This window comes from Chryseobacterium sp. KACC 21268, from assembly GCA_028736075.1.
In the GTDB taxonomy this organism is placed as follows: Bacteria; Bacteroidota; Bacteroidia; order Flavobacteriales; family Weeksellaceae; genus Epilithonimonas.
This window is the reverse complement of sequence record CP117875.1, coordinates 2,161,856-2,187,984: the sequence shown is the minus strand read 5'-3', so window position 1 is coordinate 2,187,984 and position 26,129 is coordinate 2,161,856. Positions and strand designations below refer to the sequence as shown.

Sequence of the window (26,129 nt, the reverse complement as noted above, 5' to 3'; positions counted from 1 at the left end):
AAAATAAAAAAAAGCGGTGGTTATTCTACCGCTTTTTTAAAATAATGACCATCTACGAATACATAGAGAACGTCACGGCCTACACGCCTGCAAAATATGTTTCTGATCTTAAAACAGAATTAGAAACAGATAAAACTATTCCTGAACTTCAAACTAAGCAATGGGAAAAAGGTCAGGATTCTAATGGAAATATTGTTGGAACATATTCAGAAATGACAGAGGTTTTATCTGGAGGTCGTAAGCAAGCCGGAACTCATTATACTTTCAATGATACTGGAGATTTCTACAAACAGACAAAATCTATCATCAATGAAAAGAATAACGATCTGACTTTTACAGTAGATTCTGACAGTCCTCACAAAAAAGATTTATTCGATTTCTTCGATAAAAATTCAAGTCCAGTTACTTCCTTCGATCCTGAAGATCTTTTCGGAATCCAAAGTGAAAATATGGATGATGTTGTAGATGTGGCCCAGGATAAATGTTCAAATCTATTAATCAAAAATCTAAATATTTAACGTTATGTGCAATTGCAAAAATAAAGTCGGTTTCAAACAAAAATTGAAAGAAGCCGAAAAACTAACAAAAGAAACTGGAGATCTTCACGTAGTATATGTTCACAAGGCTACTGATACTATTTTCGTACGAAAAGAAACTGATCTGAACGATGATCTGAAGATATGCTGCTATTTTACACCGGATGGAAAAGAAGTCCTGTATGTACAAAAAACCGATAAGGAAAAAGTAGAAACTACAGATGAAATTAAAGAAAATGAAACTCCTATCAAAAAGAAAGATCGTCCAAAAGCTTCTTAGTTTCTTCATTAACAGAGAGGTTTTCGAATTATACGACAAGTGTAATGTTTTGCCAATTCATAATTTCAATGAGGCTATGAACGGAGATCTCTCTTTTTTAAAAAAGAATCCTAATTCAAAAGTTCCAGACTTTATTCTCCAAAATCTATGGATTGAGATCCTTGATGAATTTCTGAAAGTATCAAACAATAAAATTTCATTGATGATGCTAGGAAAGAAAATCAAAACAGTTTACCTCATCAGCCAAATGGATGTTTTATCTGCTATTCAAATCTCTATAAATGCTGGTGTTGACGTTGATTTTTATCTCAAAAAATATAGAGTAAAAAAGGAAACCATCAATTTAAAAATTTCCCTTTTGAAAAATGAGATTAATAAGATATTCTCTGAGAATAAGGACAATAAAGATGATGGTGAAGGTCACGCCAATTTCGAAATGTCATTGGCAATGATTCGTAAAGAAGGCTATACTGTGGACCGTTTTAAAATGGTGGTTACAGAATGGTGTGCAATCCTAAATCAAATCGAAAAACAACACAAAAATGCCAAAAGAAGTTAGTTTTCCTGGTCTAAAAAAACATATTGAAGAAGTTACTGAGCTTACTGAAGAAATGAAAAAGCTTTTGAAGATTTCTCTAGATTTAGCTGTATCAAAAGAAGAAGAAGCTAAACAATACACTAAGAGTACTGCTTCTATTAGGAATTACCTGGAAGTTCAGGAAAAAACAAATCAAATCCAGACACAAGTTGATAACAACAATAAAAAAGTTGTAGCTACAAAAGACAAATTAAAAGCTGCAAATGACAGATTGACTTTTGCGATGAATGAAGAAGGTAAAAAATTAGCAGCCGTAAATCTCCAAATTCAAAAACAAAATCAGCTTAACAAAGAAAATATAAAACTAAACGATGAAAATTCTAGTGCCTTAGAACGTTTGAATGCTAATATCGCAAAGTCAACTCGTGAATCAAAGGAGTTGGGAGCAGAATTAGTTCTTTTAAAGCAAGCCGGAAAAGGTACATCTGATGAATATAAAAATGTTGAGATAGCATTTATTCAAGCTTCCAAAAGATCTAAAGAGCTCAATGATGATTATCGTGCAATGTCAAAAGCTGCTGGTGATAACAGAGCCTTGGTTGGTAGCTACTCGGAGGAACTAGCTGAACACTTCAAAGGATTAGGAGATAATATCAATAGCTTGAGAAGTAATATTGCTTCTGGGAATTTCGTAGGTGTTATAAATGATGGGGAGAAAGCCGTAGCTGGTTTTGTACAAGGTTATCAAGTTGCAAAAGGTGCAGTTGACAATGTTAGCACATCAGTTATTAATGGTGCTAAAAATATGCTTGGTTATGGTAAAGCTTCCAAGGTAGCTGAAGAATCTCAGATTGCTTTAGCTGGAGCATCTGAATTATCAACAATAGCAACTACTGAAAAAACAGTTGCTGAAAAAGCTGAAATAGGTTTTGCTACAGCTTCCAGAACTGCAACTGTAGCGCAAACCGCCGCAACTCAAACGCAAACAGTTGTTAAAAATGCATCTTCTGTATCTTCGAAAGGTCTAGCTACATCACAAATTGCATTAGCCGGAGCATCTGAAACAGCCGCCGCCGCAGAAATTACGGCCGCGGGTGCAACTGGAATTTTAAATGTAGCACTGGGAATACTGCTAGCGCCAATTACGCTTATTGTATTGGCCATTGGAGCTTTGATTTACATTTTTAAAGAATTTACACCGATTGTAGATGTCGTTGAACAAGCAATTGCGGGTATTAGTGGAGCTTTCAATGTTGTTAAAAATGCAATTATAGGTTTAGTTACCGGTGCAAAATCACTTTCAGAAACATTTTCCGGATTAGGGGGCGCAATGAAAGATGCTGCAATCGCTGCTGCTGAACTTAAAAAAGCTCAACAAGATCTCGAAGATAATATGGAAGGTCAATCAATCCAGAATGCAAAAATACAAGGTCAAATCGAAGCTTTAATAATTCAATCAAAGGATAGAACCAAATCAGAAGAACAACGTTTGGGAGCATTAAAAAAAGCTGAAGAATTGGAAAAACAAAATTTTAGCGAGCGTGCGAAAAATGCTAGAGAAGCTTTAAGAATCGCTGAGAATGACCTTCTATCAAAAACAAATATTACCAAGGCTGAACTTACAGATTTAAGAAGAAAAAATCAAAATGAAAATGATTATTTCAATGCCTTCAAGGCTTTGGCTGAAGCTAGATCTCAAAATAGAGATGAAGAATTTTCACATTATAGTGAGACTCTTTCAGGATATTATGAATTAATGAATGAACATAATAAGTTCACTGAAAAAACTGTTAACGCAAACAATAAGATCGTCGAAAAAGGTGAAGCTAATCGTGAAAAACTAGAAAAACAACGTGAAGAAGCTGCAAAAAAAGCCAAAGAAAGAAGGGAAAGAGAGCAAAAAGAAGCTGAAGATCACGCTAAAAAAGTGATTGAACTTTCAATAAATGTTAAGAAAGCTGAAATAGATTCTCTGATTTCCAATTATGAACAAGAAAGGAATTTGGCAGAAGATAACATCAAGTTTGTCGAAGATATTTCCGCCCGAAAAATGGCAATTTCTCAACTTGAATTACAAAAAAACCTTATTGGAATCACAAAAAATTCTGATGATTATAAATTAATTATGCAGAGAAGTAGTGAGGATCAAATAAAAATTGAAAGAGAAAAACAAAATGCATTAAAAAAAATAAAAACCGAATTCGCAAAATTTGAATTGGAACTTTTTGATTTCAATCAAAGATCATATTTAGAGAATATAAAAAACTTAACAGATAAGCTAGTAAAATTAGAAAATGAAAGATTAAGTCTTATAAAAGCAGTACATCTAAAAGCATTAAAGGAAGAATTTGAAATCGATGAAGAAAAACTCGAATGGAAAATTAAATACAATGATAAACTGACAGCAAATGAATTTAGATATTTACAATCAGTAAGAAAGCAGACTGAAGAAACAAATAAAGCGATTAAAAAAAATAACGAGGATCTTCACAATTATAAATTCAAGGTTATTGATGATGAAGAAAAAAGGAATAAAAGATTTTTCAATCTACAGAACAAAGAATCTACAGCTCAAAAGGTTAACGACTTAAAAGAGGAAGAAAAATCTATTCAAAAAAAGCTTGAAGAAGCAACAAAAGGTAGTGAGGAAGAAAAGAGGTTAAAAGATGATTTATCTGCAAATAAAATCCAGATGGACACCATCGTTGCTGACTCAGAAAAGCAACTATTATATCAAGGCCTTGACACTTTCATCAGTGTTGTAGGTGAGCAATCAGAGATAGGAAAAGCAGCTGCTATTGCGCGTGCAACGATGACTACTTATGAGATGGCTAACTCATCTTACAATGCTTTAGCAGGAATTCCAGTAGTCGGTCCAGGATTAGGAGCTGCCGCCGCTGCTTTAGCCATTATTGCTGGTTTACAGAACGTATCTCAAATTGCTGGAATAAGCTTATTTGCTGAAGGATCTGACTTCGTTCCCTATACGGGAAAAGCTATAGTTGATGAATTAGGACCAGAGATCCATACTGACAAAAATGGTAATATCAAAACGCTTGGAAGTACTGGAGGCGCAAGATTTACTGATGTTGTAAAAGGTGACAAGATCATCCCGGCTGATCTTTCCGCAATGATTAGAGATACAGCTTTCGCTGAACCAATGAGAAGAATTCAAATATTAGATTTTAATAACACGAATTCAGAATCAAAAATTGATTATGATGAGATGGAAAAAAGATTTGATAAAACGGGAGCAAAAATAGTTTCAGCAATAAAAAATAATAAAACAAATATCACGATCAATAATAATAGAGGTCAAGACTTTTATAATAGAGTTCGACACATAGGAAAAAAAGTTTAAATCTTACGGTTTCCCGTAATTTCATTATATAGATTAATCGTAATTTCGTGAAAATTGTTCTTATGAAAAAAATACTATTAACTATTCTACTTTCTTGTTCAATAATCTGTTTTTCTCAAAATAGAAATAACGGTGATATTTCTGAAGATATCCTAACAATTACTTCGAAATTTGATGAGATGGATGGAACAAAGATATTTATACCCTCTCATTATCTTTTTTTAAAAAATGATAACGAATCGAGTTTTATTAATATAAAACCTGTCATAGAGGAAAATTTAAGCACACCATATTTTATGATTGAGATTACCAATATTGGTAGTTGTTTTGAAAATGATGAAGTAGATTTTTTATTTGAAAATAAAAATAAATTAAAATTAAATTCATTTAGCAGTTACAATTGCTCAGGTAATTCTGCTTTCATACTTTCGGAAGAAAATAAAGAAATATTATCAAAAAATAAAATAATAAAATTTAGATTTACAAATGGTAGAAGTGGAGAAAATTCAACGTTTGAATTGAAAAATAAAAATCAAAGTTATTTTATAGACTTTTTTGATGCTATGAGATACAACAAACTAACAGAATTAAATTAGTGATATGAAATTAGATTTACAAAAAATTGAATTTGAAAATTTAGATTTCAATAATTTACCTGCAGAATTGATAAATAACACTCAAATTTCATTGCTCTATGATGAATTTGAAGAAACTAAAACTATCGAATTTACGAGGGTAGGTTATGGCATTGATGAATCTTTCACTAAAAATGATTTTTCAACAATTTTCAAATTATATGTAGAATCTAATAGTACTTTAGAATATTTCGGATTAAGCTTTGTCAATCACAATGGTTATGCTTATATGGACATATTCCTACGTGGGAGTGATATAAAATTAGTATCTGGTGATTATTTTATAATTCTTTTTGAGGATGATATAAAAAAGAAATTCCAATTTCAAAATCCAGCTAAAAGTACTAATTCCTATATTTCAAATAATTCAATAGAATTGACTCAGGAAGATCTCGTATTATTCCTATCTAGAAATATTTTAAAAGTTAAAGTTGTTTCGTTAAGAAAAAATATTTATAATATTTACAAATTAAATGAATTAGACAATACTAAACTCAAATACTTTTTTTTTCAGTATTGGTCAAAGGAAAGCGGTCAAATACTTTTGAGATATATGACTTATCTATTCATCGATTTTAATTTAAAAAATAAAATTTAATTCCCGATCACGGCAATGAGAAATAAATAATCCAATTGACACTAATGCATTTTCGCATTTTCTAAGATTCAAAAGTTTGGGTAAAGAGGATCTTTACCAGATTACAGAACCTTCCGGATTCGATGTTGCTAATTTTGTTATTAAACAAAATGAAGGTCGTTTCGGCCGTGACATCGTTTATGGAAACGAGATACAAAATCTAATGTTCTATTCAGATACAGGATATGAACGTGTAGACTTCAAACAGGACCTTAATCCACAAGGCCAACAAACCAATTATCTAAACAATGGATTTGCTTTCATTCTTGAAACATACAAGAAATATGGTTTTGAAGGCGAAATCGAATATGTGCTAAAGAAAAACAATTCGGAATTTATAATTGGTGTTTTGGATATGGCAAATCCTGATACTGATGGTAATACTTATTTTGGGTGTACTCTTATCCAAAACACAAATATTACAGATTACAAAAAGCAACTTTCTACAAGCATAGATTTATTTTCCACAAAAGATATAAATGGAAAACCAATCAGTCCGGCGCCAACCTTAAAAGTTCTTAGAAGATCTCTACCAATTTTTACACGTTCATTTTGGAGCGTTAAAGAAACCTGGAATCAAAGAGTTTTTAGTGCTACTGATAAGGATACACTTTATTCCTATTTTAATCCTTGTGCCAACAATGTAGTTTCAGAGATTACGAACTCCAACACTACAGGATCGGAACTGCATCACATCACAATGACAAAAGATCAATGGGATACGAATGCACAAGAAATGATGGCAGCTGCTGACAGTGTAGCAAAAAATATGTTTGCATTTGTCAACTCAACTAAATTTATGGTTGACACTGAGATCACAATTGAAAATTTTAACGTTAAAATACAAGGGTCGCACGGCGGCGGATCCGCTACCGGTGGAATTGCCTGTACGAACTTCCAAGTTTGTTGGGGTTATAATATGTTCGAGATTCCTGGAAGTACAAATGCTATTGGTCCAAGAACCGGAGATATGGGAGGTGAGGTTTTCTTCACAAGTCAAATAGGATCTCACGATGGTAACTTTGATTTTAACATCGAAAAGCAAGTCATTAAAATTCCAAATCTACCAATTGGCGCAAAGATTTGGGTTTTCTTCAATTCATTTATTCAGCACAAAACCGGTGGAGATATCGTTGACTTTACACACACCATCAGTAACTTCACTATTGACATTAAAACCACTCAAAAAGCATTAGATAATGTATTGAGTACCGTTCGTTATATCGACGTTTTAAAGCAATGCAGTAAGTTTATAAAAGGTGTTCCCGTAAATGCTCCTTTGTTCGATGTTGGCGGTGAACATTACAATAATGTTTGCTGGAATCGCGCTTTACTTTCAATCAATACTTCCAATTCTAAAGAGTTGATTTCCGATACATTTCCAGAAGGAACTTACGTTGGTGAAATAGTGAACAATACTTTAGAGGATTCTATGACTTTAGGATATTATTTCTGGAATGGTTTAAAATGGATTTTCCTCGATGAAAATAATATTACTCAGGTCAATTTAATTTCAAATACCCAACCTGCAGGAATTACGATCGGAGAATTGATCTACAATACCAATAAAATGATCGAACCTTTCGGACTATGTTACTGGTCCGGTTCCGCGTGGGTAGGTCTGGAATACACGCGCCCTTTCGTAACAAATTTCCAAGATGCTTTTGAGAATTCAATGGCCATTGAATCGTGTGCTGATTACGAGATCAACGAAAAAGAAATTTATTTTGGAGAATACAAAGATTTTTACAGACCGGTAAAACTTGGATCTTTCGAAATGGTTGCTGGAAAGCAGTACAAAGAATTATGGAATGATCGATTTAAGATCAATAATGTGATGATTGGTTATGATACTTACGAAACAAATAGACTTTCAAAAAATACAACAAACGACATCCATACTCTCGCAGAATGGAGTTTGCCAAATTCCAAGGTTGAAAATAAATTTGAACGAAGCATTAAATATGTAAGATCAGGCTTTTCGGCTCAAGCAATTGTTGATCTGGAAACTAAAACACCAGCAACGGCCGACGATGATGATGATAAAGTTTTCATTAATTCGATCGTTCCAATTTCTGATAACGTAGTTTGTGAGTTCAGCGCCAATCTCCAGATGTCGATATCCGGAGGAAATCTTTTACTTTCAAATTTCAGTGATAATTCTTCAACTAGTGATGTTGTCATCAATTGGAATATGCGCGGTTTGCGAGTTGGTGACTTATTCGAAATTAAAGAAGGATCCAATTCCGGACAATATAAGATCGTTTCCATCACTCAAGTAACATTGACTTTGGAACCAATCGGACACACGCCGACGATCAACGAAACCTCAGCAATTACAATTCATTATATTTATCAGGATGTGGAATATATGACTGCAACTGATGAAGGCTTTGAACTGATACAAAATCTATCATCACCTACTCTATATCCCAATTTGGATTATAGCATTAGACGAAACTTTGAAAGATGGACCAACTTCTTTTCTACAGCTTGCGTATTTAGCCGGGATAAAACGATCAATAATTTATATTTCAAAAACAATCCACCGCTGGAAACCCAAAAAACTAATGGGATACTGATCAAGGAAATGGGATCTGTAAATTGCATTAATCTTCCAAGTCCGATACTATCACCAAAATTTAAGGAGGTTGAAGTATATGCCGAATTTGAAAAGTTTTTACAATTGATGGCAGATTACAATAGTCTGGATCCAGAAGGAAATAGACGTGGATATATTGAGTGCTGTGATCTTCTTGGTGAAATCATATATGGATATCCATTTGAATTAGATTACACCTGGAAAACTGGAACATTGAAAATGAAACTGGAAGAACGAAACACTTATATTGATTATATGATTTTCGAAAATAAATTTGCGAAAGCTTTTGAATAATTAATTACATTTGTAGAATCATATTACGATTACGGCAATTATGAGATAGATATATCTTTTCTTAAATTCTACGAAAGCATTTCCGATGCTTTGATGAATGACAACACTTCAGCATTCTTGAATAAGTTTGCAGGTTTTGTTCAGATATTGCCTAATGAAACTGTACTTCAGTTTACTAATTTCGCATTTAATTTCAACACAGAAACTCCGATCACTGCATCTATTGTCGATAGTTGTGGTAAAACCTTGAAAACATTTCAGAACGGATATGATATCATGATCAGACCTATTCTGAATGAAATTACAGGCAAAAATCAATTGATTTATGAATTTATTTCCAGTGAAGATTATGGTGAAAGAATAGTTCTCTTAAAGTTTACCTCATCCGGAAAAAGCATCTATTCATATCCTTTTTTTAGTACAGAAAGTTCAGTTGAAGAAACTTCTCTCTTTTATTATAAAAACGAAGGATACTTATTAGGAGTTCCGTATAATGAACATTCATACTATCAGGTCATCAGGCTGCGATGTTTTAAAAATGATTCCGATCAGGAAACTGAAAACGAAGAAATCATTCAGCTTTCCGGAAATAAGTTTTACTCACGGACCGTAACGACTCCAATCAATAAATTTCTATTTTATCTTTCTGACTTCTTTACTTTCAATAGACTTGTAAGCACTTTGCGACATAACATAATCTATATCGATAAACAAAGACATACATCATCACCTTCCAAAATAAGTAAAGCTGAAAGAATCCAGGACTCGAATGTTTTCCAACTGGATTTTGAGGGTAATCCTATTGATGAATATTTGGATTTACAATCTCAGATCATCTTAGAATTATTTGTTACAAAATTAGAATATCCGGACGATACCACATTTCAATTTAATGATGAAATCTCCAAAAGATTCACTGTGTTTTTCAATAGAAGCATTTTTATTTTTAATGATGCAATCAGATTTCATCTTTATAAAAATGGGAATTTAGTCGAATCTAAAAAACCAAATAGTTTTAACAATCAACTTTTTGTTGATTTTGACAATGATTTTTCAAATGGTGAATACTTCATTTTAGTTGATGGAGGTAAAGCAGGTTGCAACACTCCTATTCAGCGAGTTTATTGGGTCGGTATTTCTGAGATTACAGATTGGAATTTCACCGTTTTGGATAAACCTATAGAACCTGATGCATTTGTGAATTTATCTTGGGAGGATGAATCTCAAATTGATTTATCAGGAAATCTCACACAAGGAAAAGTTAAGATTAGAGATTTTGATTTTGCAAATAAAACCGTTTTAGCATACAGTTGGCAAAGAAGATCCGATACTACTCCATTTACTGAGTACAGTAATTTAGATCAGGATTTTACAGTTCCAAATTTCAATGTTGGTGAGAACATTTTCAGATTGATAATAACCTTCACAGATAACTCTGAAATCATCTCCAATGAACTAAAATATATCAGAGTTCAAGCTTCAATTTATATCGACAATGTGAGACCATCTTCGAATGGAGAAACTCTTTTTGATTTACACGTAGTAGGAAATGATTTCATTGGATTTGCAAATACGGTTGCAACAAAAAAAGACAACTCAAAAATTCTTTACAGTACATTCTCTTTTGGACTTCCAATTACGTTGACCAATGCAACGCCAATTAATACTGATGTTCATAAAAGTGTCGCAGTAAATATTCCAGCTGGAATCTATCAGGATTGTTTTGTCAATGTAACTGCAGTATCAATCATATATGGACGATACACAGAATCGCAAGCAGGATTAAGTTTCGGTGCAACACCAGACTATTACGAATTAGCAGCTCCTAATGTCTCAGCAACATATATAGAACCAGAAATAGGATAATATGAGTGTAGAAAGCAAACAAGCCAAAATAGAAATTATCCGAGATGCAAAAGAAATCGGAGAAAATACCTGCGAAAGAGTCGCGGAAACTCTGACGTTAATTAATGATGAGAAGCTTGAAAAAAACGGATCAAATTTAATCCAACAGGATATTGATTCTCTAAGAATTAAACTCGGAATATCTAATGCATCGGATGTTACCTACATCGATAAAATTGGCACCATCGAAACGACTGCCAGTACTGTCATTATTAACTTAGATGTTTCCGGCGAAAATAAAATATACTTCAATAATGTATCATATTCAGTTTATGATACTACAATTCTAAATTACACACCGGTTTCAGCTGATAAAATAAAAGTCGTGATACTTTATGCATTGCCAACTGCAGATCTATTTTATTTAGCTGAAGGTGAAGAAGGTTTCGAAGCGAAAGATCCAGATATTCCAGCTGGAGCATTATTGATTAAAAGAATTACAGTAACTCCAGAAGGTCAATACATCGATCCAAATCTATTAGCCGGATATAAAGAAAAAGTAGAAGACAACTGGAAGAAAATAATATTCATCAAAGGAACTTCTTTTATTGTTGAATTCAATGATAAAAGACAATGCTTTTATCTCAATCAAACGCCAAAAAACAGTGCATCACCGACTATAATATCGAATGTTTTATTTTCAGAAGAAAGTTCGAGATCATTTCTTTTCAGATTTTACAATAACTCAAACGCAGATATACAAATTAATGCTAGTGATTCCGATGGTTTATTGAAAGGATTTTCAGGAATAAATACACCTTTCGTTTTAAAACCTAAAATGACTTTTTTTGCCGTTTACGATCCTGAAACTGATCTGATAGATATTGTGAAAATGTCAGGTGAAGGTGGAATCGTTTCACTAAATCTTTCAACTGTATTCACTGGTAATGGATCCACTACTCCACTTGATGTAAAAGAAGCATCTACATCGCAGCGAGGAACGATGAGTGCGGCTCACTGGAATAAACTCGAATCAATCGATTTTAGTGGACTTACAAATTTGTTTGTTCCAATCTGGAACGGACTGAAATTCATCAATTCTATTATCTACCAGTCATCTGGAGGTAGAATCGGAATTGGCACCACAAATCCAGCGGAAACGCTTGATGTTGTTGGTCGTGGAAAGTTCAATTCCTTAGTTTTTGGATCAGAAATAGGCTCGGTGGCCGTGCCAAATGAATTCGGTCGAAAATCTGGATTTCTTTGTTTTGCTGACGCTAGCGGCGAATTAAGATATTATTCTGCCGGGAGTAGATACGTTTACACTCCAACTGGAAATTTCAATATGTCATCATTGAAAACGGCAGTTGAAGCATCTAAAATGATATTTAATAGCATCGTTATTTATATCAATCTTGGAAGCAATAATTACACTTGCACAATTGATATCGGTGCGGCAAATCCTAATACATCAGGTGTCATTTTGAGGTCTGGAACAGGTAGTATTAGTTTCGTATCCTCTAGAACATTAGACTCCGGAGCAAATAACATCACTATTCTGAGTGGTAACCAATCTTCATATTGTGTTTTCACTCTTATGGATAAAGATTATATAAAAATCAAAAACAATTAACGATGAGCATAGTTCCTTTTTTTCTAATGCTTGACGATGAAGAAAGTGTTTTTAGATTTCAAATCGACACGCGAAACATTCTACCTGGAGCAACCAATGGGGCGCAATTAGATAATCGATTTGTTTTGCCAATTGATGTGACATTTGCGTCGACTTATCCGACTAATTTCATCTTAAAGGTAAGCGATGGAAGACCAGATATCAGTGTTTCAAACTCGAATTTATCTACTGCTAGAATTTTAACTTTCGCAACACCAAATATCTACGAAATAACCTTGATCGGGACAGCTCAATTAAGGTTTAATAATCAATCTCCGGATGCTCGTAAAATGACGTGGGTTTACGAAATTGGTTTAGGCTTCAAGTTTTCGAGTTATGCTTTTGAAGACACCATAAATATGACTTGGAATGCTCCCTTCGTAAGATTTAACGAACTCAATAGGATATTCGTAAATACTAAGGCATTTGGTCCACTCGCTAATTTATCTAGCTACATCGTAGATGATGCAACATTGGCTTCCTACACATTTGCCAATGTTGCAACTCCTCTAACATCTGTTATTTCTGGATTCTTTTTAAATCTTGTGAATGGTACCGATTTTTACAGAAGCGCACCATTAGCGTTGGTTTCTGAAGTTCAGATAATTGCACCGAAATTAACCACAATATCGGGAGGTTTCTACTTATCGAATATGCGCGGGAGAATAGTTATCCGATCAGAGGTTTTGACAAATATGGATAATTTATGTCGAGGCTATACCAATCCTCCATCGCTTGGAGAAGTTGATGTACGAAGAATTACGAATGCTGCATTGTTTATTACTTCTGTTATGTCAACCGCCAACGTTGATGCTACATTACTAGGTTGGGTGAATAATTTCGATTGGACGGGAATACCATCTGTCACAAATAAAGTCACATTCGATTTTTACAATTCCAGATATTCTAATAATTCAGCAGTTATATCTGCTAAAGCCTTCCTTGAGAGCAAAGGAATATTATTCACAAGACTCACAATTTTATAATATGAAAACAGAAATCAATTTAGAGCAATACAATTTTGAAGAATATGATAGAGTTTATCAGATTTCAGATTGTCCCAGAAGCGGTCTTATCCGCGTGATTGGCGTGATCGGAGAAAACTATAATTTCCGTGAAAAGCGCTGGTATATTTCGGCTGAAACGAATTACATTAATAAAGATTCGGGTATCCATTTGAAAGAGTTTAAGCATTCTACTTTGAGTAAAGGTAGAGATTGGCTGATCTCAAATGATTATATGGTAATGCTTACTGATTCGGCTGGAAATCCTTTGCCAAATCCAAACTTTAAAGCAACTGCAGAAATAGAAATTGAAGGCGAAATACAGATAGTTCCGAAAGAAATTACTTATGAAAATTCACCGTATAAATTGATGCCGGCATTCAATCGATATTCAAGCTTCAAGCGTCGCGAAGAAAATCCCGTATCAATGTATTTGATTCTTCAAGTCGCCATCAGTAACGACGATGCAATGGGATATTTTGACAACAAAGAATCGCATCCTGATGTGTTGGATATCGTGAAGGATATATTTAATCAACAAAATCCAGCATAATGAAAAATCTAATCCTTGCATTAATCTCCATTTTTCTTTTCATCCTACTGGAACCAATCTCATTTGTGTATGTGGTTTTCATCAAAGAACCCTTTACGATGAAAAGAATTTCAGGATATTGGCGCGGCTTTGCCATCGCTGTGGACCGATTCGGTAACTACCAATACAAATCCCTTTGGAATCGATTTTTGAGATCGGAGAACGGATATGAATTCGGAGATTTTCGCGAAACAATTTCAAGTGCTTTAGGGAAAAATCAACGCGATCATACTTTGTCCAACACAGGAAAATCACTTGCAGAAATTCTTGATAAAATTGATGAAGATCATTGCAAGAAATCAATCAATCACTTTTCAAATTAGAAGTAATGAAAATCATCACGACAATATTAAAATTCATCATCAAAAACCTCCAGATCATTCATAATGGTATCGGAACTGACAAGGTGATCTCTGCTTTTAAACTGGCTACTGTACCGGCTGTTTTCGTAACTACTTTTGAAGGTCTTTCAAAATGGTATATAGTCAATCAGTGGTTTATGATTTTCGTTTTTTACGCTATTGCTATTGATCATATTTTAGGTTCCATAGTTCACGCCTTCATAAAAAAGGATTTCACGCTAAAAAAAAATGCAGTTGGATTAACGATCAAAATAGGTTTTTGTATCGCAGGATATTCATTATTCGTAATGATTCACGAGATTTTCAAAGGTATTCCTTTCATCGCCGACTATTTTAAAATATTAATACAATTCATTGTCTTCATATGGCCTGCTGGATCCGCAATGGGAAATATGAGCATCATAACTAACGGCAAATTTCCGCCAATCGGCTGGATGAAAAAGCTGGAAAAGTTCCAGGAGAATATTGAATTAGAAACCTTCAAAACCCAAAATAATGAAAACACTACTACTAATCCTTAGCATCTTTGTTTTATTCGGATGTAGGACAAAGGTCACAAAAAAAGAGAAATTCAAATCAGAAGAATATTCAGAAATCCAAATTACTAAAAAGTCAGATTCCTTGATTCAAGAAAAAGATCAAAAAAAGGAAGTGAAAAAGAGTGAAAGTTCTGATCAGAAAAAAGAATCAGCGACCGAAATTGAAATCAAAGGAAAAGCGGAAACAGGGAAACCTTTGGAAATATTTGATATTGAGAATGGCGATACAATCCAAGCTTTAACTGTTACCGGAAATGCAGATGTGAAATTCAAATCTAAAAGGTCAAATTCTGACAAGTCCAAAAGGTCAAATTCAGAATCAGAATCTGAAAATCTTCTTGAGAAATATGCTAGAGCTGCAGTTAAAGAGGAAAACTTGAAAAAAGCAGGAAAAAGCATTCAGAATTCTGCAAAGGATCTCAAAACAACTGATACAACAACTGGAATTTACATTACGGCAATCATTCTCGGAGCGATCGCAATAATAATGACCTTCATATTTATTTACTTCAAAAAAAACAAAAAAGATGGCTGATTTCAAAATAGCATACAAAAAGACCAACGCTAATGAAGGTGGTTGGAATCACGTGAAAGGTGACACCGGAGGCGAAACATACTGCGGAATTGCGCGAAACCACTGGCCTGATTGGAAAGGTTGGCCAATCGTTGATGCTTTCAAAAAAAAGAATGGCATCAAACACGGGCAGAAGATTAATGATCCGGAACTGGAAAGATTAAAAATGGAATTTTACAAAACCAAGTTCTGGGACGTTGTCGGAGGCGATAAAACCGAAGATCAAAATACTGCTGATACTTTGTATGATTTCGGAGTGAATTCGGGGCAGTCTAGAAGTATTCAGAATATTCAAGAGGTTTTGGGGCTTCCTAAGACTGGAAAAATAACAAGTGAGCTAATCAAAGCTATCAATAATCCAACATCTTATTTACTATGAAAAAATTAATTTTACTTACATCGATGACATTTGTAGTTTCATCCTGCAAAAGAAATGAAGCAAGACCGCAAGAAGAAAAACCACCTTTGGTAATTGTCGATTCATTTCCGATTATTAAAACCGACACTTTACGAATCGATTTAGGCTATCAGCATAAATATGACTCATTGATGATTGTATCATTCAGAAAAGATCTTAAAATCGACAGCCTTTATTCCGACAATCAGAAACTAGCGAAGGATCTGCTGCATAAAAAACTCATCATAAAAAATGCTCAATATTATCTGAATATAACGGTCAAAAATCCTAAACAGGATAAGTTTTTGAAAGGATGGATGCGAAGGGCGCTATATCAGGAAACTAAATAATATAAATAATAATAAAAATCGGCACTTTTATAGGTGTCGATTTTTGTTATTATATTAGTGAAAAAATAATATGAACGATATAGGAGCAAAGTTTGCACTAGTGGGTAATTTTGTTTACTCTTTTGAAAGTGTTGTAACTTGGATTAGGCATTCTTGTGAGTTTTTACTGACAGAAAACGGATTACGAGATGATAAAATTGCTGTAGTTATTTTCGGAAATAAAATGTTTTCCGCAGAACCTCTTTCGGCTGTTTATGAGGCAATGGTAAACGAAATTTTAAAAGATAAAACTGATCCAGTAAATATCGCTTTGTTAGCAAAACTGTCGCAATTTAGAAAGGACTTTGTTAAACTCACTGAATTTAGAAATCAATTATTACATGGTCAACATTTGTATTATGACGGTATAGAAGGAATGGAAGTGCTGAAATTGGCACCGAATAAAAATGGTTACAAAACAGATAAGGTTATGTCTTTACCAGAAGAATTATCTGCAAAAATCAAAGATGCAAACCGTCTTTTTAAAATTATACGTGAAATTCTTTTTGATATGATAAAAATACAAAATGAAAGATATAGTTTGGAATCTCTGGAAAAAAAATCATCAGATAAAGATGGACAATGTTTATAACCTCTGTTGACTATAATATTAGATCAAATTGTTTAAATCAACAATATTATCGTTAATTAAAAGTAAATAATGATAGTAAAAGTATTTTATATTAAAAAAAATATTAGATTTGAATAAAAAATTACCATGAACTTTGATGAAACACTCCGCACGCTAATAAATGAAAGAGATCAAGATTTTTATATATATGTAGGTACTATAGAAGATGATAATGTTGATAAATTTATAAAAATTATAAGGGATAAAGAAGATAGAAAAAAAGGATGCTCTTTGATTTTAACTACTTATGGTGGAGATCCTGATGCTGGTTATAGAATTATACGCTCTATAAAGCGCTACTACGATTCCTTAACTATTTATGTATTTGGAGTATGTAAGAGTACGGGAACACTGATGGCTTTGGGCGCAGACGAAATTGTTATGAGTGATTTTGGCGAATTTGGACCATTAGATATTCAGCTTGCAAAAGATGATGAATTGTCAAATATGTCTGGCTTAAATTTTGTTCAAAGTTTAGTATCTTTAAATGATCAACTTTATAAATCCTTTGAAGAAAACTTTTTAGGACTAAAAAGGAGAAGTCAAGGATCGATAACAACAAAAACTGCTGCGGAGATAGGTTCTAGATTATCAATTGGACTCATATCTCCAATTAGTGCCCAAATTGATCCAGTTAAATTAGGTGAAGTGCAAAGAGCGATAAGTATTGCTCACGATTATGGTTCTAGGTTATGTGATGATTATGAATTAGTTTCTACATTAATCACAAGCTATCCATCACATGGATTTGTTATTGACTATGATGAAGCAAAAAGCATATTTAAGAATGTTCGTTGGGTAGATGAAGATGAAGTTATAATCGAGCGATCTTTAATAAAATTAATGAGAAGACAAAGAACTGAACTAATATCAGAATTAATCCCTGAAGAAGAAGAATCTGATAATGTTAGTGAAGACTCAGAAACTGCAGAAATTATTAATTTAGATACTGTTTCTAATGTTGAAAACGTAGAGAATCAAGAAACAGAATTACCTCAAGAAAACCCAGCTGTTTAAAATAAAAAAAATGAGAAATATAACTTTAATTAAAGAAAATAAGGAAGCTTTTGTAAATCCTTCAGAGTTAATGAGAAAGTTAATAGAAAATCAAAAAAATAGTTTCTATAGGGGGAATAATTGTAAAAATAATTCAAACATTTCACACATAGAAAAATACAATCATCATGTGTCTGTCAGAAATACACACACTAAGTAATTTAAAGAAAAACCTACATTTTGTAGGTTTTTTTTTATTTTAATAATTATTTATTCAAGAAGTACAAAGGTTCATTCAATCCTTCTTGTTTCCTGATTTTCTTTTCGTTTCGTAATTCATCCAACAATGTCATTATTTCATCGCGAGAAATATCAACAGCTTGAGAAATTTTAAAGAAGTTGGTTCCAGATGCGTTTCCATAAATCTCAAATTGAGTTTTTAAAAACTCTAATATTCTTTCTTTCATTTTTCAAAATTGCATAAAATTCAGCTATTAATGCAAACATAATTTTGTTACAATTTGTATCACAATTTATTTTTACAGTAGTCTGAATTTTACCAACTTTGAAAGATGTATAAAGATTGGAAATTGAATATTAAGCATCTGACTGAAATGCTGTGGTCCTATGTCAGCGCTTGTAAAAGAAGTGACGTGGAAGTAATGCAGGAACTAAGACCAAAAATCTTAGAATTGTTTGATGAATTAGAAGGTCCTGAAGAAAACTTACATCACATCAAAGAAATTAGAGCGAAAATAGTCAGCGATATGGATAATAATTCTTTCAATGATATTGAGGTTGCAAGTTATAAAAGGGATCTTGTTTTTTACGGGTATAAGTAACAAAGACCTCATTCTTCGAGGTCTTTTTCATTCCTGGCATCTTGCCAATTTCTTTCAACATTTCTTCCCATCTGATGAATCGGTTTTGCCTCGTCACAAAATAAATGTGTGAAATAGGATTTTTTGCCGGTCTTAGGTTCAATAAATATTTCAGTTTCCCATCTGATTTTAAATTCCCAGAAATCCCATTTTTGAATTGTTGCTTCAAATGGGTCAAATGTACAATGCACTTCAAAATGTTGCTTTTTGGGATCACCGAAAAATTCAACGATAACGCTTTTGTCATTTCGTTCTACAGATTCCCGGATAGTACCTTTGATTTTCATTCTGCAAATTTCAAAAATAAATTATTAAAATAAAATTAAAAATAATTTAAAAAATAGTTTGCTATTAGCAAACAAATTAATATCTTTGATGTATCAAAAGCAAAGGGGTTCTTTAAAAAAAACGACAAACAAAAAAAGTTACTAAAATGGAACAATTAATTGAGAGAGTTTGGGAATACTCACAAAAAAATCCCGATGGATTCACTTTGAATTTAGAAACTTTAAGACCTGTGAAATTTGGTATTTCAGTTGCATACCTTGAAACACAAGATTCACACGGAATTGAAAGTTTAGAGAGAGTTATTAATCACGCTTTACAACACGGAAAAATAGTTGGTGGGTGGTTAAATGTTGAGAATGGAAAGTTTTACTTTGATTCTGTCAAAATATTCAAAAATGAAGATCAAATATTTGCAAAAGCATTTGGAAAAAATCAAAAACAAATTGCAATATTCGATTTGACAAATTTAGAAGAAATTAAAATTAAATAAACAAAGGGGTATAAACCCCGCCCCTTTGTTTTTATTTTTCAAACCTACAAATCTTAAAATCATGACAATTAAAAAAAATATAACTGATAAATCTGAAACTCTCAAACAATTACAAAAAGATTTTGAAAACTTTTCCAACGAATCTTGTTCGTTTAAGTTCAGTGAACATTGGAAACCTATCAAGGATGATGTCAAATTGGAGAAAATAAAAACTGATTTAAAAAAATATATCAATTTTGATAATTCAAACACAGAAATTGATTGGGATAAACTCCACGAATCTTTAGATAGGTTAAATCAGTCAAAAGAATATAATAGGATTTTTCTTGATATTGGTATGGTTGGATTTACTCAGTGGATGCGTGAAACTTTCAAGGAAAAATTTAGTTCGAATAATTTAAATGATCAAAAAGAGAGTATTGAAGTTTCGATAAAGAATTACAAAAAGCTTGGATTTGAAATTGAACAATTAGATAATGACACCGTTAAAATAACTCAAAAAAGAATTATTAATGGATATATTCTTAATAGAAAAGAACTAATTGAAAGGGCAAAAAAAATATTTCCCAACGCTAAAATTTTGCCTATCAGATATTCGCTTGATGTTGCTGATATTACACCAGAATGGATTCATGATAAAATGAAAGAATTTGGTTTAAATACAAACGATTTGGTTTCTCAAATAGCTTTGGATAAGTCATCATTAAGTTTATTCTTTTCAGGAGAAAGGAAAATGAATAAATCAGTAAAAGCTTTATTTTTTTATTACTTTTTGACTTATGAATTAAATAGAGATTTCAGAGAACATTTAAATCAAAATGATAGTTCTAATAAGTTAGAAAAGTACAGATTTATAATTGATGAGAATTCTTCTCCTTATTCAACATAATAAAAAGGCCCCGAATAAATCAGGGCCTTTTTTACGTTCCGGTCTTTACATTCTTTAGGTAATCTAGTTGTCTTTGATTTCTTTTAACTGCGTATATTGAAGTTGTTTTATCACTAGTATGTGATGCTGCAGCTTGTGCGATATTAAAATCAATTGGAATGACTTTGGCTGAATGTTGAATTGCATCTAATTCATCGAGGTACATAGATTTGAAAGCATAAAAGTCTTCAGTAACTGTGATTACTTTTCCATTTTCATCTTTTATATTATCACCATTCTTAACATAGTCATACCATTTTCTTGTAACCCTTTTTTCAGAAACTTTTGTAGAACCTGGTTCTTGATTAATTGAAAAAAGATAATCTTCATCAGATGTACATAATTTAATTATTTCTTTCCAATATTTTAGTGATTGAACATTGATTGCTTTAGTAACCCATTTATAGGAAGATCCTTTTTGGATTTGCATAATATATTCCTGAGATTCTAGATTTACGTGTTTACGTTGAATTCTGAACATTTCAGATGATCGAGATCCAGACCTGTAAAATATCTCTTTGTATCTGTAGAAATTGTAATGCTTTTCAATTAAATATTTATCGATATATTTCAATTTTTCAGCAGAAATCAGTTCTCTGATTTTTGGATTAGTTTTCTTTTTTGAAATATCCCTAACTGGATTATATTCAATACAACCGCGCTGAATGAGTTCTTTGAAAATATCCGATAAATATTGTCTGAACTTATTATAATAGCTGGAGCCTAATTCTAAGCTTTCTAAAGTATTAATGATATGCCATATTTTCACGGATGAAATATTCATAAAACTATAATTCATAATATCCAATCCTTTGCAAAAACGAATCATTGCAATCCTAACTTCATTTAAATGTTTTTCGGATCCAGATAATTTTAATCTTCCTTTTTCTATTGCGGTTTTAAAATCTGTATGAGGTCCTAACTCCAACGACTCATCGGACATATAGATTTTTGTAATTGGATTGTAATGATTCAAATCCAATAGTTTTTCCATTTCTTCCTTATAAGATTTGGCTGCAGCTTGTCTTTCGGATAATTTTTTCCATTCGTTAAGTCTTTTCCGGAATTGAAATCCAGAAGGATATTTTTCTTTAAATTTTGGATCGTGAAATCTACACTCAATAAAACAATCTTTTTCAAGAGTTTCATTCGATTTTGAGCTTAATAAGTTTTCCGGAGAAAAATAGAATTGAGTACGTGAACAACCGTTACGAAGCGGTTTTCGTGAATTTTTTGATTTAGTTTTTTTCATTGCTGACAGTTTAATGTTACGTTTAATGTTACGTGAATGCATTAACTGCCGAATTCTTGAGGCTTAAAAAAAGCCAAAGAAACCTTTGTGGGAGTGGTTTCTTTGGCGAGTGGTCCCACTTGGGCTCGAACCAAGGACAACCTGATTATGAGTCAGGGACTCTAACCAACTGAGCTATAGGACCTCGTAAAATTGGTTAAATTTTATGTTTGCAAAAATAGCAAAATTTCTCTATCTACAAAACGTTTTAGGGTTTTTCTTGACACAATTCTATCAAGACACCGTTGGTAGATTTTGGGTGAAGGAAGACAACTAATTTGTTATCAGCACCTTGTTTGGGTTCTTCGGAGATGAAAATGAAGCCTTCTTTTTTTAATCTTTCTATCTCTGCTTGGATATTTTCTACACCGAAGGCAATATGATGGATTCCTTCGCCTTTTTTGTCGAGGAATTTGGCGATTGGACTTTCGGGGTTTGAAGCTTCCAGAAGTTCTATTTTGCTTTCGCCAAGTTCATAAAAAGAGGTGGTAACGCCTTCTCTTTCTACAGATTCCTGTTTGTAGTTTGATTTCCCCAAAAGTCGGGCAAATAAATCATCTGAATCTGAAAGAGACTTCACGGCGATGCCAAGGTGTTCTATTTTCATATTGTTTTAATTTTAAAAATAGTAAGGTGATAAATTTTTGAGATGCTGAAGCTGAATAAAAAAAAATTAACGCAAAGTTCGCTAAGATTTTTTTTAAAAATTAATTGAAAATATTTTTAAGGCTCGCAAAGACGCTGACGCTCAGCAAAGAAAAACAATAATGGTTCAATTAATAATTATCTGAATGCTAACTATTGGATGACAAAATTTGTTTGGATGACAAAACCCCTAGCCCCGATAGTAGTGGAAATCCTTTTTTGCTTTGACTTCGCTTTCTTTATTATGACCAAATGTGGTGCAAAAAAGATTGCAACGGATAGCGGGATTAAGCTCCAAAAAAAACTTTGTCAAATCGGATAAACTTTGGCTAAGCCCAATCTTCGATTTGACAAAGTAAGTTTTATTTATGAATTGAATCCTTCTATGATTTTTGTGAAATCTTCGATTTTTAGCGCGGCGCCTCCAATCAAACCGCCGTCTACGTCGGGTTGGGAGAAGATTTCTTTGGCGTTATCTGGCTTCACACTTCCGCCGTAAAGGATGGAAATTTCGTCTGCAACGTCTTTGCCGTACTTGTCAGCAATCAGGCTTCTGATGTAGGCGTGGACTTCCTGCGCTTGTTCTGCAGTGGCTGTTTCGCCGGTTCCGATGGCCCAAACTGGTTCGTAGGCAATCACGACTTTTTTGATTTCCTCTGCGGATAAGGTGAAAAGTGCGGTTTCGGTTTGGTTTTTTACAACCTCGAAATGTCTTCCGGATTTTCTCTCTTCTAACTTCTCGCCGTTGCAATAGATTGGCGTGAGGCCTTTGTCCAAAAGGGCTTTCACTTTTCTATTTGCGTGGCTGTCGGTTTCGCCGTGGAACGTTCTTCTCTCGGAGTGCGACACCAAACTTCCGTCTGCGTCGATGGATGCCAGCATATCCACAGAAATCTCGCCTGTGTACGCGCCACTCGCGTATTCTGAAACGTCCTGAGCATAAACGCCCACTTCGCCATTTTTGAAAACTTCTTTAGCAGAAGCCAGATACAATGCTGGCGGAGCGATGAAAACCTCGCAGTTGGTGGTGTTGTTTTTTTTGTATTCTAAAAGCTGAGCCATCAATTCTTGTGCTTCAGCGTAGGTTTTGTTCATTTTCCAGTTTCCTGCAACAATGTTCTTTCTCATTTTGATATTATTTTAAATTCCAAAGGTTTTTCAGTAGGATGTAAAATTTGTGCTCGTCATCACTCACTTTGTTGTCCGCTTTGATGAGGGATTTTGCGAATTGGATGAAGTCTTTTCTTTCTTGCTCGGTAGAATCTTCTTCGAAACATTTGGCGTGAAACTCGAAGTGGTCTTGCCACTGGTCAGACGTCAATTGTGCGATGATTTCCAGCTCGTCGTCCAAATTGAGACGGAAAGGAAATTCCTCGGTCATATATTCCTGAACTTTGAGCCCTTCTTCCGGTTTTATGATTCCATCGACTGCGGACAAAATCATCAGTAAGTGATAGCCAGCGATTGGTTTGTTTGATTTTCTCATTATATAATATAGATGTTAGATATTAGACTTTGGATGTTAGGCTAATACAATATTTATTTTTTGATTTTAAAAGTCACTAATTGTTTTCAGCATTTCAAATTTAAGATTATTAATCCAAATAATCTTTTGCGCCCAATTTTTCAACCACTTTTCCCTTCTCCAAAATCAAGATGAAAGGATTGCTTCTGGCGATGGTTTTGATAGCAATCTCGTCCATCATATAGTTTGGAACTTGCTTGTAAAAATCAGGTTGCGTGCTTACGCCGATTACTTCTGCTTTTTCTGATAAAGCCTTAGTTTCAGTTTTTTTGACCAATTCTGCGTCGGCTTCTTTAGGTTTGTAAGTGAAAATGATGATTACTTTTGGCTCTTTCAGGATTTCGTCTGTGATGTTGTTTCCGTTTGTGTCCTCGATTTTAAATTTCGAGATTTCGGATTCGTAGCCTTTTTTCACGATTTCGGAAGATGTTTTTCCTTCCTCGATTTGCCAAGTCGTATCTTTCCAATATTCCTTATTGATGTATTCGTCTTGGTCTACTTTTTTGACCTCGTTGGTTTTTGAATTTTTCAATGAATAAAAAGTCTTATATTCCGAAGGATTTTTATTGATTTTATCTTTCTCCGAAGCCAAATCCGTCCCAATTGCATAAGCTCGGAAATCAATCATCGGTTCGTGGAAAAGTCCGCGGTACATCACGAAAAACATTACCAAAACGAAAACGCCCAACAACGGTAATTTTCCAAATCTCACGACTTCATCTTCTTCTCTTTTTCTATATAAAACTGCCAAGATTATTAATAAAACCAATAGCGTAATATCTTTCCAAAACGATTGCCAAGGCGTGAATTTCAAAGCGTCTCCGAAACATCCACAATCTGTAACGACATTAAAATAAGCAGAATAGAATGTCAAAAATCCAAAGAAAACGCAAAGTGCAATCAAGGCATAAATGGTTTCTTTAAGCTTGATTTTCATTAATAACATAAAGCCTAAAACCAGCTCCAGCAAAACCACGATGATTGAAAATACCAAAGCATATTTCTCCAAAAATGGCAAGTCAAAAACGATGGGCGAAAAATATTCTTCTAACTTAAAAGAAAATCCTTTGAGGTCAACCGCTTTCACAAATCCGGAAGCGATGAATATGAGTGCGACAATGTAGCGTAAAACTGCTTTCATAATTTTAGAGATGGAAGTTAGAGGATGGAAGATGGGTGTTGACGATATTATGCATAGATTAATCTTTTAGTTGGTTTCTGAATCCAATGATTTGATTCATTAATTGATATGATTCGTTATACAATTCTTTGAATTTTTTTTTCTGAAATATAATTCCTATTTTTTGCTTTATATAAACACGTTACGACTTCTGCCAAAGACCGAATCGAAAAACCTAAAAATCTTTTAAACTCAGGATTGGATTGTAAAATTGAGCCCTCAGAAATATTCAGTGCAATAGAATCTACCGCTCTTCTAATTTGAGAAACCAAATTGAACATTTCATCTTTTGGAAAATCTTTGGAAATTTGAAATATTGTTTCTCCAAAATCCATTGATTTTTGCCAAATAATTAATTTTTCAAATTTAAAACTCATCGTAACACACAAATTACATTTCCACAGAATCTTTAATCTTCCCTCTTCTGACTTCCCACTTCCATCTTTATTAAACAAAATACTGCGTAGTTGAGCATATCAAAGTAGTTCGCATCCAAACCTTCGGACACCAAAGTTGCGCCGTTGTTGTCCTCAATTTGTTTGGTTCTGAGGACTTTTTGATAAATCAAATCGGTGATGGATGAGATTCTCATTTCGCGCCAAGCTTCGCCGTAATCGTGGTTTTTGCGCTCCATCAAGTCCTTTGCTTTTTGAGCGTAGGAATTGTAAAGTGCCATCGTTTCTTCTGGATTGGCATTCAGTTCATCAGAAAAACCTTTTTCTAATTGAACTAATCCGATGATGGAATAATTGATGATGGCGATGAATTCGTCTTCCTCACTTTCGTCCACCATTTTCACATCGGTCATCTGCAAAGTACGGATTCTATTGACTTTGATGTAGATTTGGTCGGTAATAGAACTTGGGCGAAGAACGCGCCACGAGGTTCCATAATCCTTCATTTTTTTCTGAAATAAGTCCCTGCAAACCGTGATAACGTCGTCAAACTGGGCGGATGTATTGTGCATAAATCTGTCTAATTGGTCAAAGATACAAATTTTGTTGTTTTCAAATTTTG

General features: G+C 33.5%; 30 protein-coding genes and 1 tRNA gene. 21 read left to right on the top strand and 10 right to left on the bottom strand.

The genetic code is table 11. The features are described 5' to 3' along the window. The first annotated feature begins 44 nt into the window (after positions 1-44). From PQ459_10110 to PQ459_10025, 18 genes are all read left to right on the top strand, one after another. Positions 45-518 (top strand): hypothetical protein, encoded by a 474-nt coding sequence (locus tag PQ459_10110; protein ID WDF45252.1) that lies wholly within the window; start codon positions 45-47, stop codon positions 516-518. Positions 519-522: 4 nt separating this feature from the next. Next, a complete protein-coding gene (locus PQ459_10105) occupies positions 523-816 on the top strand; it encodes a hypothetical protein (GenBank protein WDF45251.1) in 294 nt (97 codons plus the stop codon). After that, complete coding sequence (locus PQ459_10100; GenBank protein ID WDF45250.1) at positions 773-1,375, top strand: hypothetical protein; 603 nt, start codon at positions 773-775, stop codon at positions 1,373-1,375. Before PQ459_10105 ends, PQ459_10100 begins: the two co-directional genes overlap by 44 nt. Then, on the top strand, positions 1,359-4,715 hold the full coding sequence (locus PQ459_10095; protein ID WDF45249.1) for a hypothetical protein: 3,357 nt from the start codon (positions 1,359-1,361) through the stop codon (positions 4,713-4,715). Before PQ459_10100 ends, PQ459_10095 begins: the two co-directional genes overlap by 17 nt. A 62-nt stretch (positions 4,716-4,777) precedes the next feature. Then, positions 4,778-5,311: a hypothetical protein gene (locus PQ459_10090; protein WDF45248.1), complete on the top strand. Its 534-nt coding sequence runs from the start codon at positions 4,778-4,780 to the stop codon at positions 5,309-5,311. Positions 5,312-5,315: 4 nt separating this feature from the next. Next, positions 5,316-5,948, top strand: coding sequence for a hypothetical protein (locus tag PQ459_10085; GenBank protein ID WDF45247.1), 633 nt, complete (start codon positions 5,316-5,318; stop codon positions 5,946-5,948). A 76-nt stretch (positions 5,949-6,024) separates the two neighbouring features. After that, on the top strand, positions 6,025-8,883 hold the full coding sequence (locus PQ459_10080) for a hypothetical protein (GenBank protein ID WDF45246.1): 2,859 nt from the start codon (positions 6,025-6,027) through the stop codon (positions 8,881-8,883). A 93-nt stretch (positions 8,884-8,976) separates the two neighbouring features. After that, entirely contained in the window at positions 8,977-10,749 is a 1,773-nt protein-coding gene (locus PQ459_10075) for a hypothetical protein (GenBank protein ID WDF45245.1), read from the top strand. Position 10,750: 1 nt separating this feature from the next. Continuing rightward, positions 10,751-12,361 carry a hypothetical protein gene (locus PQ459_10070; GenBank protein WDF45244.1) on the top strand — a complete coding sequence of 537 codons (1,611 nt, stop codon included), beginning with the start codon at positions 10,751-10,753 and terminating at the stop codon, positions 12,359-12,361. A 2-nt stretch (positions 12,362-12,363) separates the two neighbouring features. Next, positions 12,364-13,386 (top strand): hypothetical protein, encoded by a 1,023-nt coding sequence (locus PQ459_10065; GenBank protein ID WDF45243.1) that lies wholly within the window; start codon positions 12,364-12,366, stop codon positions 13,384-13,386. Position 13,387: 1 nt separating this feature from the next. Continuing rightward, a complete protein-coding gene (locus tag PQ459_10060; GenBank protein WDF45242.1) occupies positions 13,388-13,957 on the top strand; it encodes a hypothetical protein in 570 nt (189 codons plus the stop codon). Further along, on the top strand, positions 13,957-14,319 hold the full coding sequence (locus PQ459_10055) for a hypothetical protein (protein WDF45241.1): 363 nt from the start codon (positions 13,957-13,959) through the stop codon (positions 14,317-14,319). The genes PQ459_10060 and PQ459_10055 overlap by 1 nt, the downstream gene beginning before the upstream one ends. Before the next feature lie 5 nt (positions 14,320-14,324). Continuing rightward, on the top strand, positions 14,325-14,879 hold the full coding sequence (locus PQ459_10050; GenBank protein ID WDF45240.1) for a hypothetical protein: 555 nt from the start codon (positions 14,325-14,327) through the stop codon (positions 14,877-14,879). Further along, a complete protein-coding gene (locus PQ459_10045) occupies positions 14,854-15,432 on the top strand; it encodes a hypothetical protein (GenBank protein WDF45239.1) in 579 nt (192 codons plus the stop codon). The genes PQ459_10050 and PQ459_10045 overlap by 26 nt, the downstream gene beginning before the upstream one ends. Then, entirely contained in the window at positions 15,425-15,850 is a 426-nt protein-coding gene (locus PQ459_10040; protein WDF45238.1) for a glycosyl hydrolase 108 family protein, read from the top strand. Before PQ459_10045 ends, PQ459_10040 begins: the two co-directional genes overlap by 8 nt. After that, positions 15,847-16,218 carry a putative peptidoglycan-binding domain-containing protein gene (locus PQ459_10035; GenBank protein ID WDF45237.1) on the top strand — a complete coding sequence of 124 codons (372 nt, stop codon included), beginning with the start codon at positions 15,847-15,849 and terminating at the stop codon, positions 16,216-16,218. Before PQ459_10040 ends, PQ459_10035 begins: the two co-directional genes overlap by 4 nt. A 70-nt stretch (positions 16,219-16,288) precedes the next feature. After that, positions 16,289-16,849, top strand: coding sequence for a hypothetical protein (locus tag PQ459_10030; GenBank protein WDF45236.1), 561 nt, complete (start codon positions 16,289-16,291; stop codon positions 16,847-16,849). 126 nt (positions 16,850-16,975) lie between these two features. Continuing rightward, positions 16,976-17,905, top strand: a complete 930-nt coding sequence (locus PQ459_10025; GenBank protein ID WDF45235.1) for a hypothetical protein — start codon at positions 16,976-16,978, stop codon at positions 17,903-17,905. 245 nt (positions 17,906-18,150) lie between these two features. On the opposite strand, the gene PQ459_10020 is transcribed toward PQ459_10025, so the two are convergent. Continuing rightward, positions 18,151-18,351, bottom strand: coding sequence for a hypothetical protein (locus PQ459_10020; protein ID WDF45234.1), 201 nt, complete (start codon positions 18,349-18,351; stop codon positions 18,151-18,153). A gap of 147 nt (positions 18,352-18,498) precedes the next feature. On the opposite strand from PQ459_10020, the gene PQ459_10015 reads away from it, so the two are divergent. Next, positions 18,499-18,726 (top strand): hypothetical protein, encoded by a 228-nt coding sequence (locus tag PQ459_10015; protein ID WDF45233.1) that lies wholly within the window; start codon positions 18,499-18,501, stop codon positions 18,724-18,726. Between the two features lie 8 nt (positions 18,727-18,734). On the opposite strand, the gene PQ459_10010 is transcribed toward PQ459_10015, so the two are convergent. Then, complete coding sequence (locus PQ459_10010; protein ID WDF45232.1) at positions 18,735-19,052, bottom strand: hypothetical protein; 318 nt, start codon at positions 19,050-19,052, stop codon at positions 18,735-18,737. A gap of 146 nt (positions 19,053-19,198) precedes the next feature. On the opposite strand from PQ459_10010, the gene PQ459_10005 reads away from it, so the two are divergent. Continuing rightward, on the top strand, positions 19,199-19,543 hold the full coding sequence (locus PQ459_10005; protein WDF45231.1) for a hypothetical protein: 345 nt from the start codon (positions 19,199-19,201) through the stop codon (positions 19,541-19,543). 61 nt (positions 19,544-19,604) lie between these two features. After that, positions 19,605-20,432 (top strand): hypothetical protein, encoded by an 828-nt coding sequence (locus tag PQ459_10000; GenBank protein ID WDF45230.1) that lies wholly within the window; start codon positions 19,605-19,607, stop codon positions 20,430-20,432. 31 nt (positions 20,433-20,463) lie between these two features. Here PQ459_10000 and PQ459_09995 read toward each other — a convergent pair whose 3' ends face one another. The 8 genes from PQ459_09995 to PQ459_09960 all read right to left on the bottom strand — a co-directional run bounded on the left by PQ459_09995 (position 20,464) and on the right by PQ459_09960 (position 26,079). Continuing rightward, positions 20,464-21,723 carry a hypothetical protein gene (locus PQ459_09995; GenBank protein ID WDF45229.1) on the bottom strand — a complete coding sequence of 420 codons (1,260 nt, stop codon included), beginning with the start codon at positions 21,721-21,723 and terminating at the stop codon, positions 20,464-20,466. A gap of 110 nt (positions 21,724-21,833) precedes the next feature. Next, a tRNA-Ile gene (locus PQ459_09990) sits at positions 21,834-21,907 on the bottom strand. A 63-nt stretch (positions 21,908-21,970) separates the two neighbouring features. After that, the gene (mce, locus tag PQ459_09985; GenBank protein ID WDF45228.1) at positions 21,971-22,369 is read right to left on the bottom strand and encodes a methylmalonyl-CoA epimerase; all 399 of its coding nucleotides are present in this window, start codon (positions 22,367-22,369) and stop codon (positions 21,971-21,973) included. Positions 22,370-22,773: 404 nt separating this feature from the next. Further along, positions 22,774-23,535 carry a triose-phosphate isomerase gene (gene tpiA / locus PQ459_09980; GenBank protein WDF45227.1) on the bottom strand — a complete coding sequence of 254 codons (762 nt, stop codon included), beginning with the start codon at positions 23,533-23,535 and terminating at the stop codon, positions 22,774-22,776. Between the two features lie 7 nt (positions 23,536-23,542). Beyond that, positions 23,543-23,893, bottom strand: coding sequence for a TerB family tellurite resistance protein (locus tag PQ459_09975; GenBank protein ID WDF45226.1), 351 nt, complete (start codon positions 23,891-23,893; stop codon positions 23,543-23,545). A 109-nt stretch (positions 23,894-24,002) separates the two neighbouring features. Next, entirely contained in the window at positions 24,003-25,073 is a 1,071-nt protein-coding gene (locus PQ459_09970; GenBank protein WDF45225.1) for a DoxX family protein, read from the bottom strand. Positions 25,074-25,189: 116 nt separating this feature from the next. Further along, positions 25,190-25,489: a four helix bundle protein gene (locus PQ459_09965; protein WDF45224.1), complete on the bottom strand. Its 300-nt coding sequence runs from the start codon at positions 25,487-25,489 to the stop codon at positions 25,190-25,192. Positions 25,490-25,521: 32 nt separating this feature from the next. Further along, the gene (locus tag PQ459_09960; protein ID WDF45223.1) at positions 25,522-26,079 is read right to left on the bottom strand and encodes a DUF1599 domain-containing protein; all 558 of its coding nucleotides are present in this window, start codon (positions 26,077-26,079) and stop codon (positions 25,522-25,524) included. Positions 26,080-26,129: the final 50 nt, after the last annotated feature.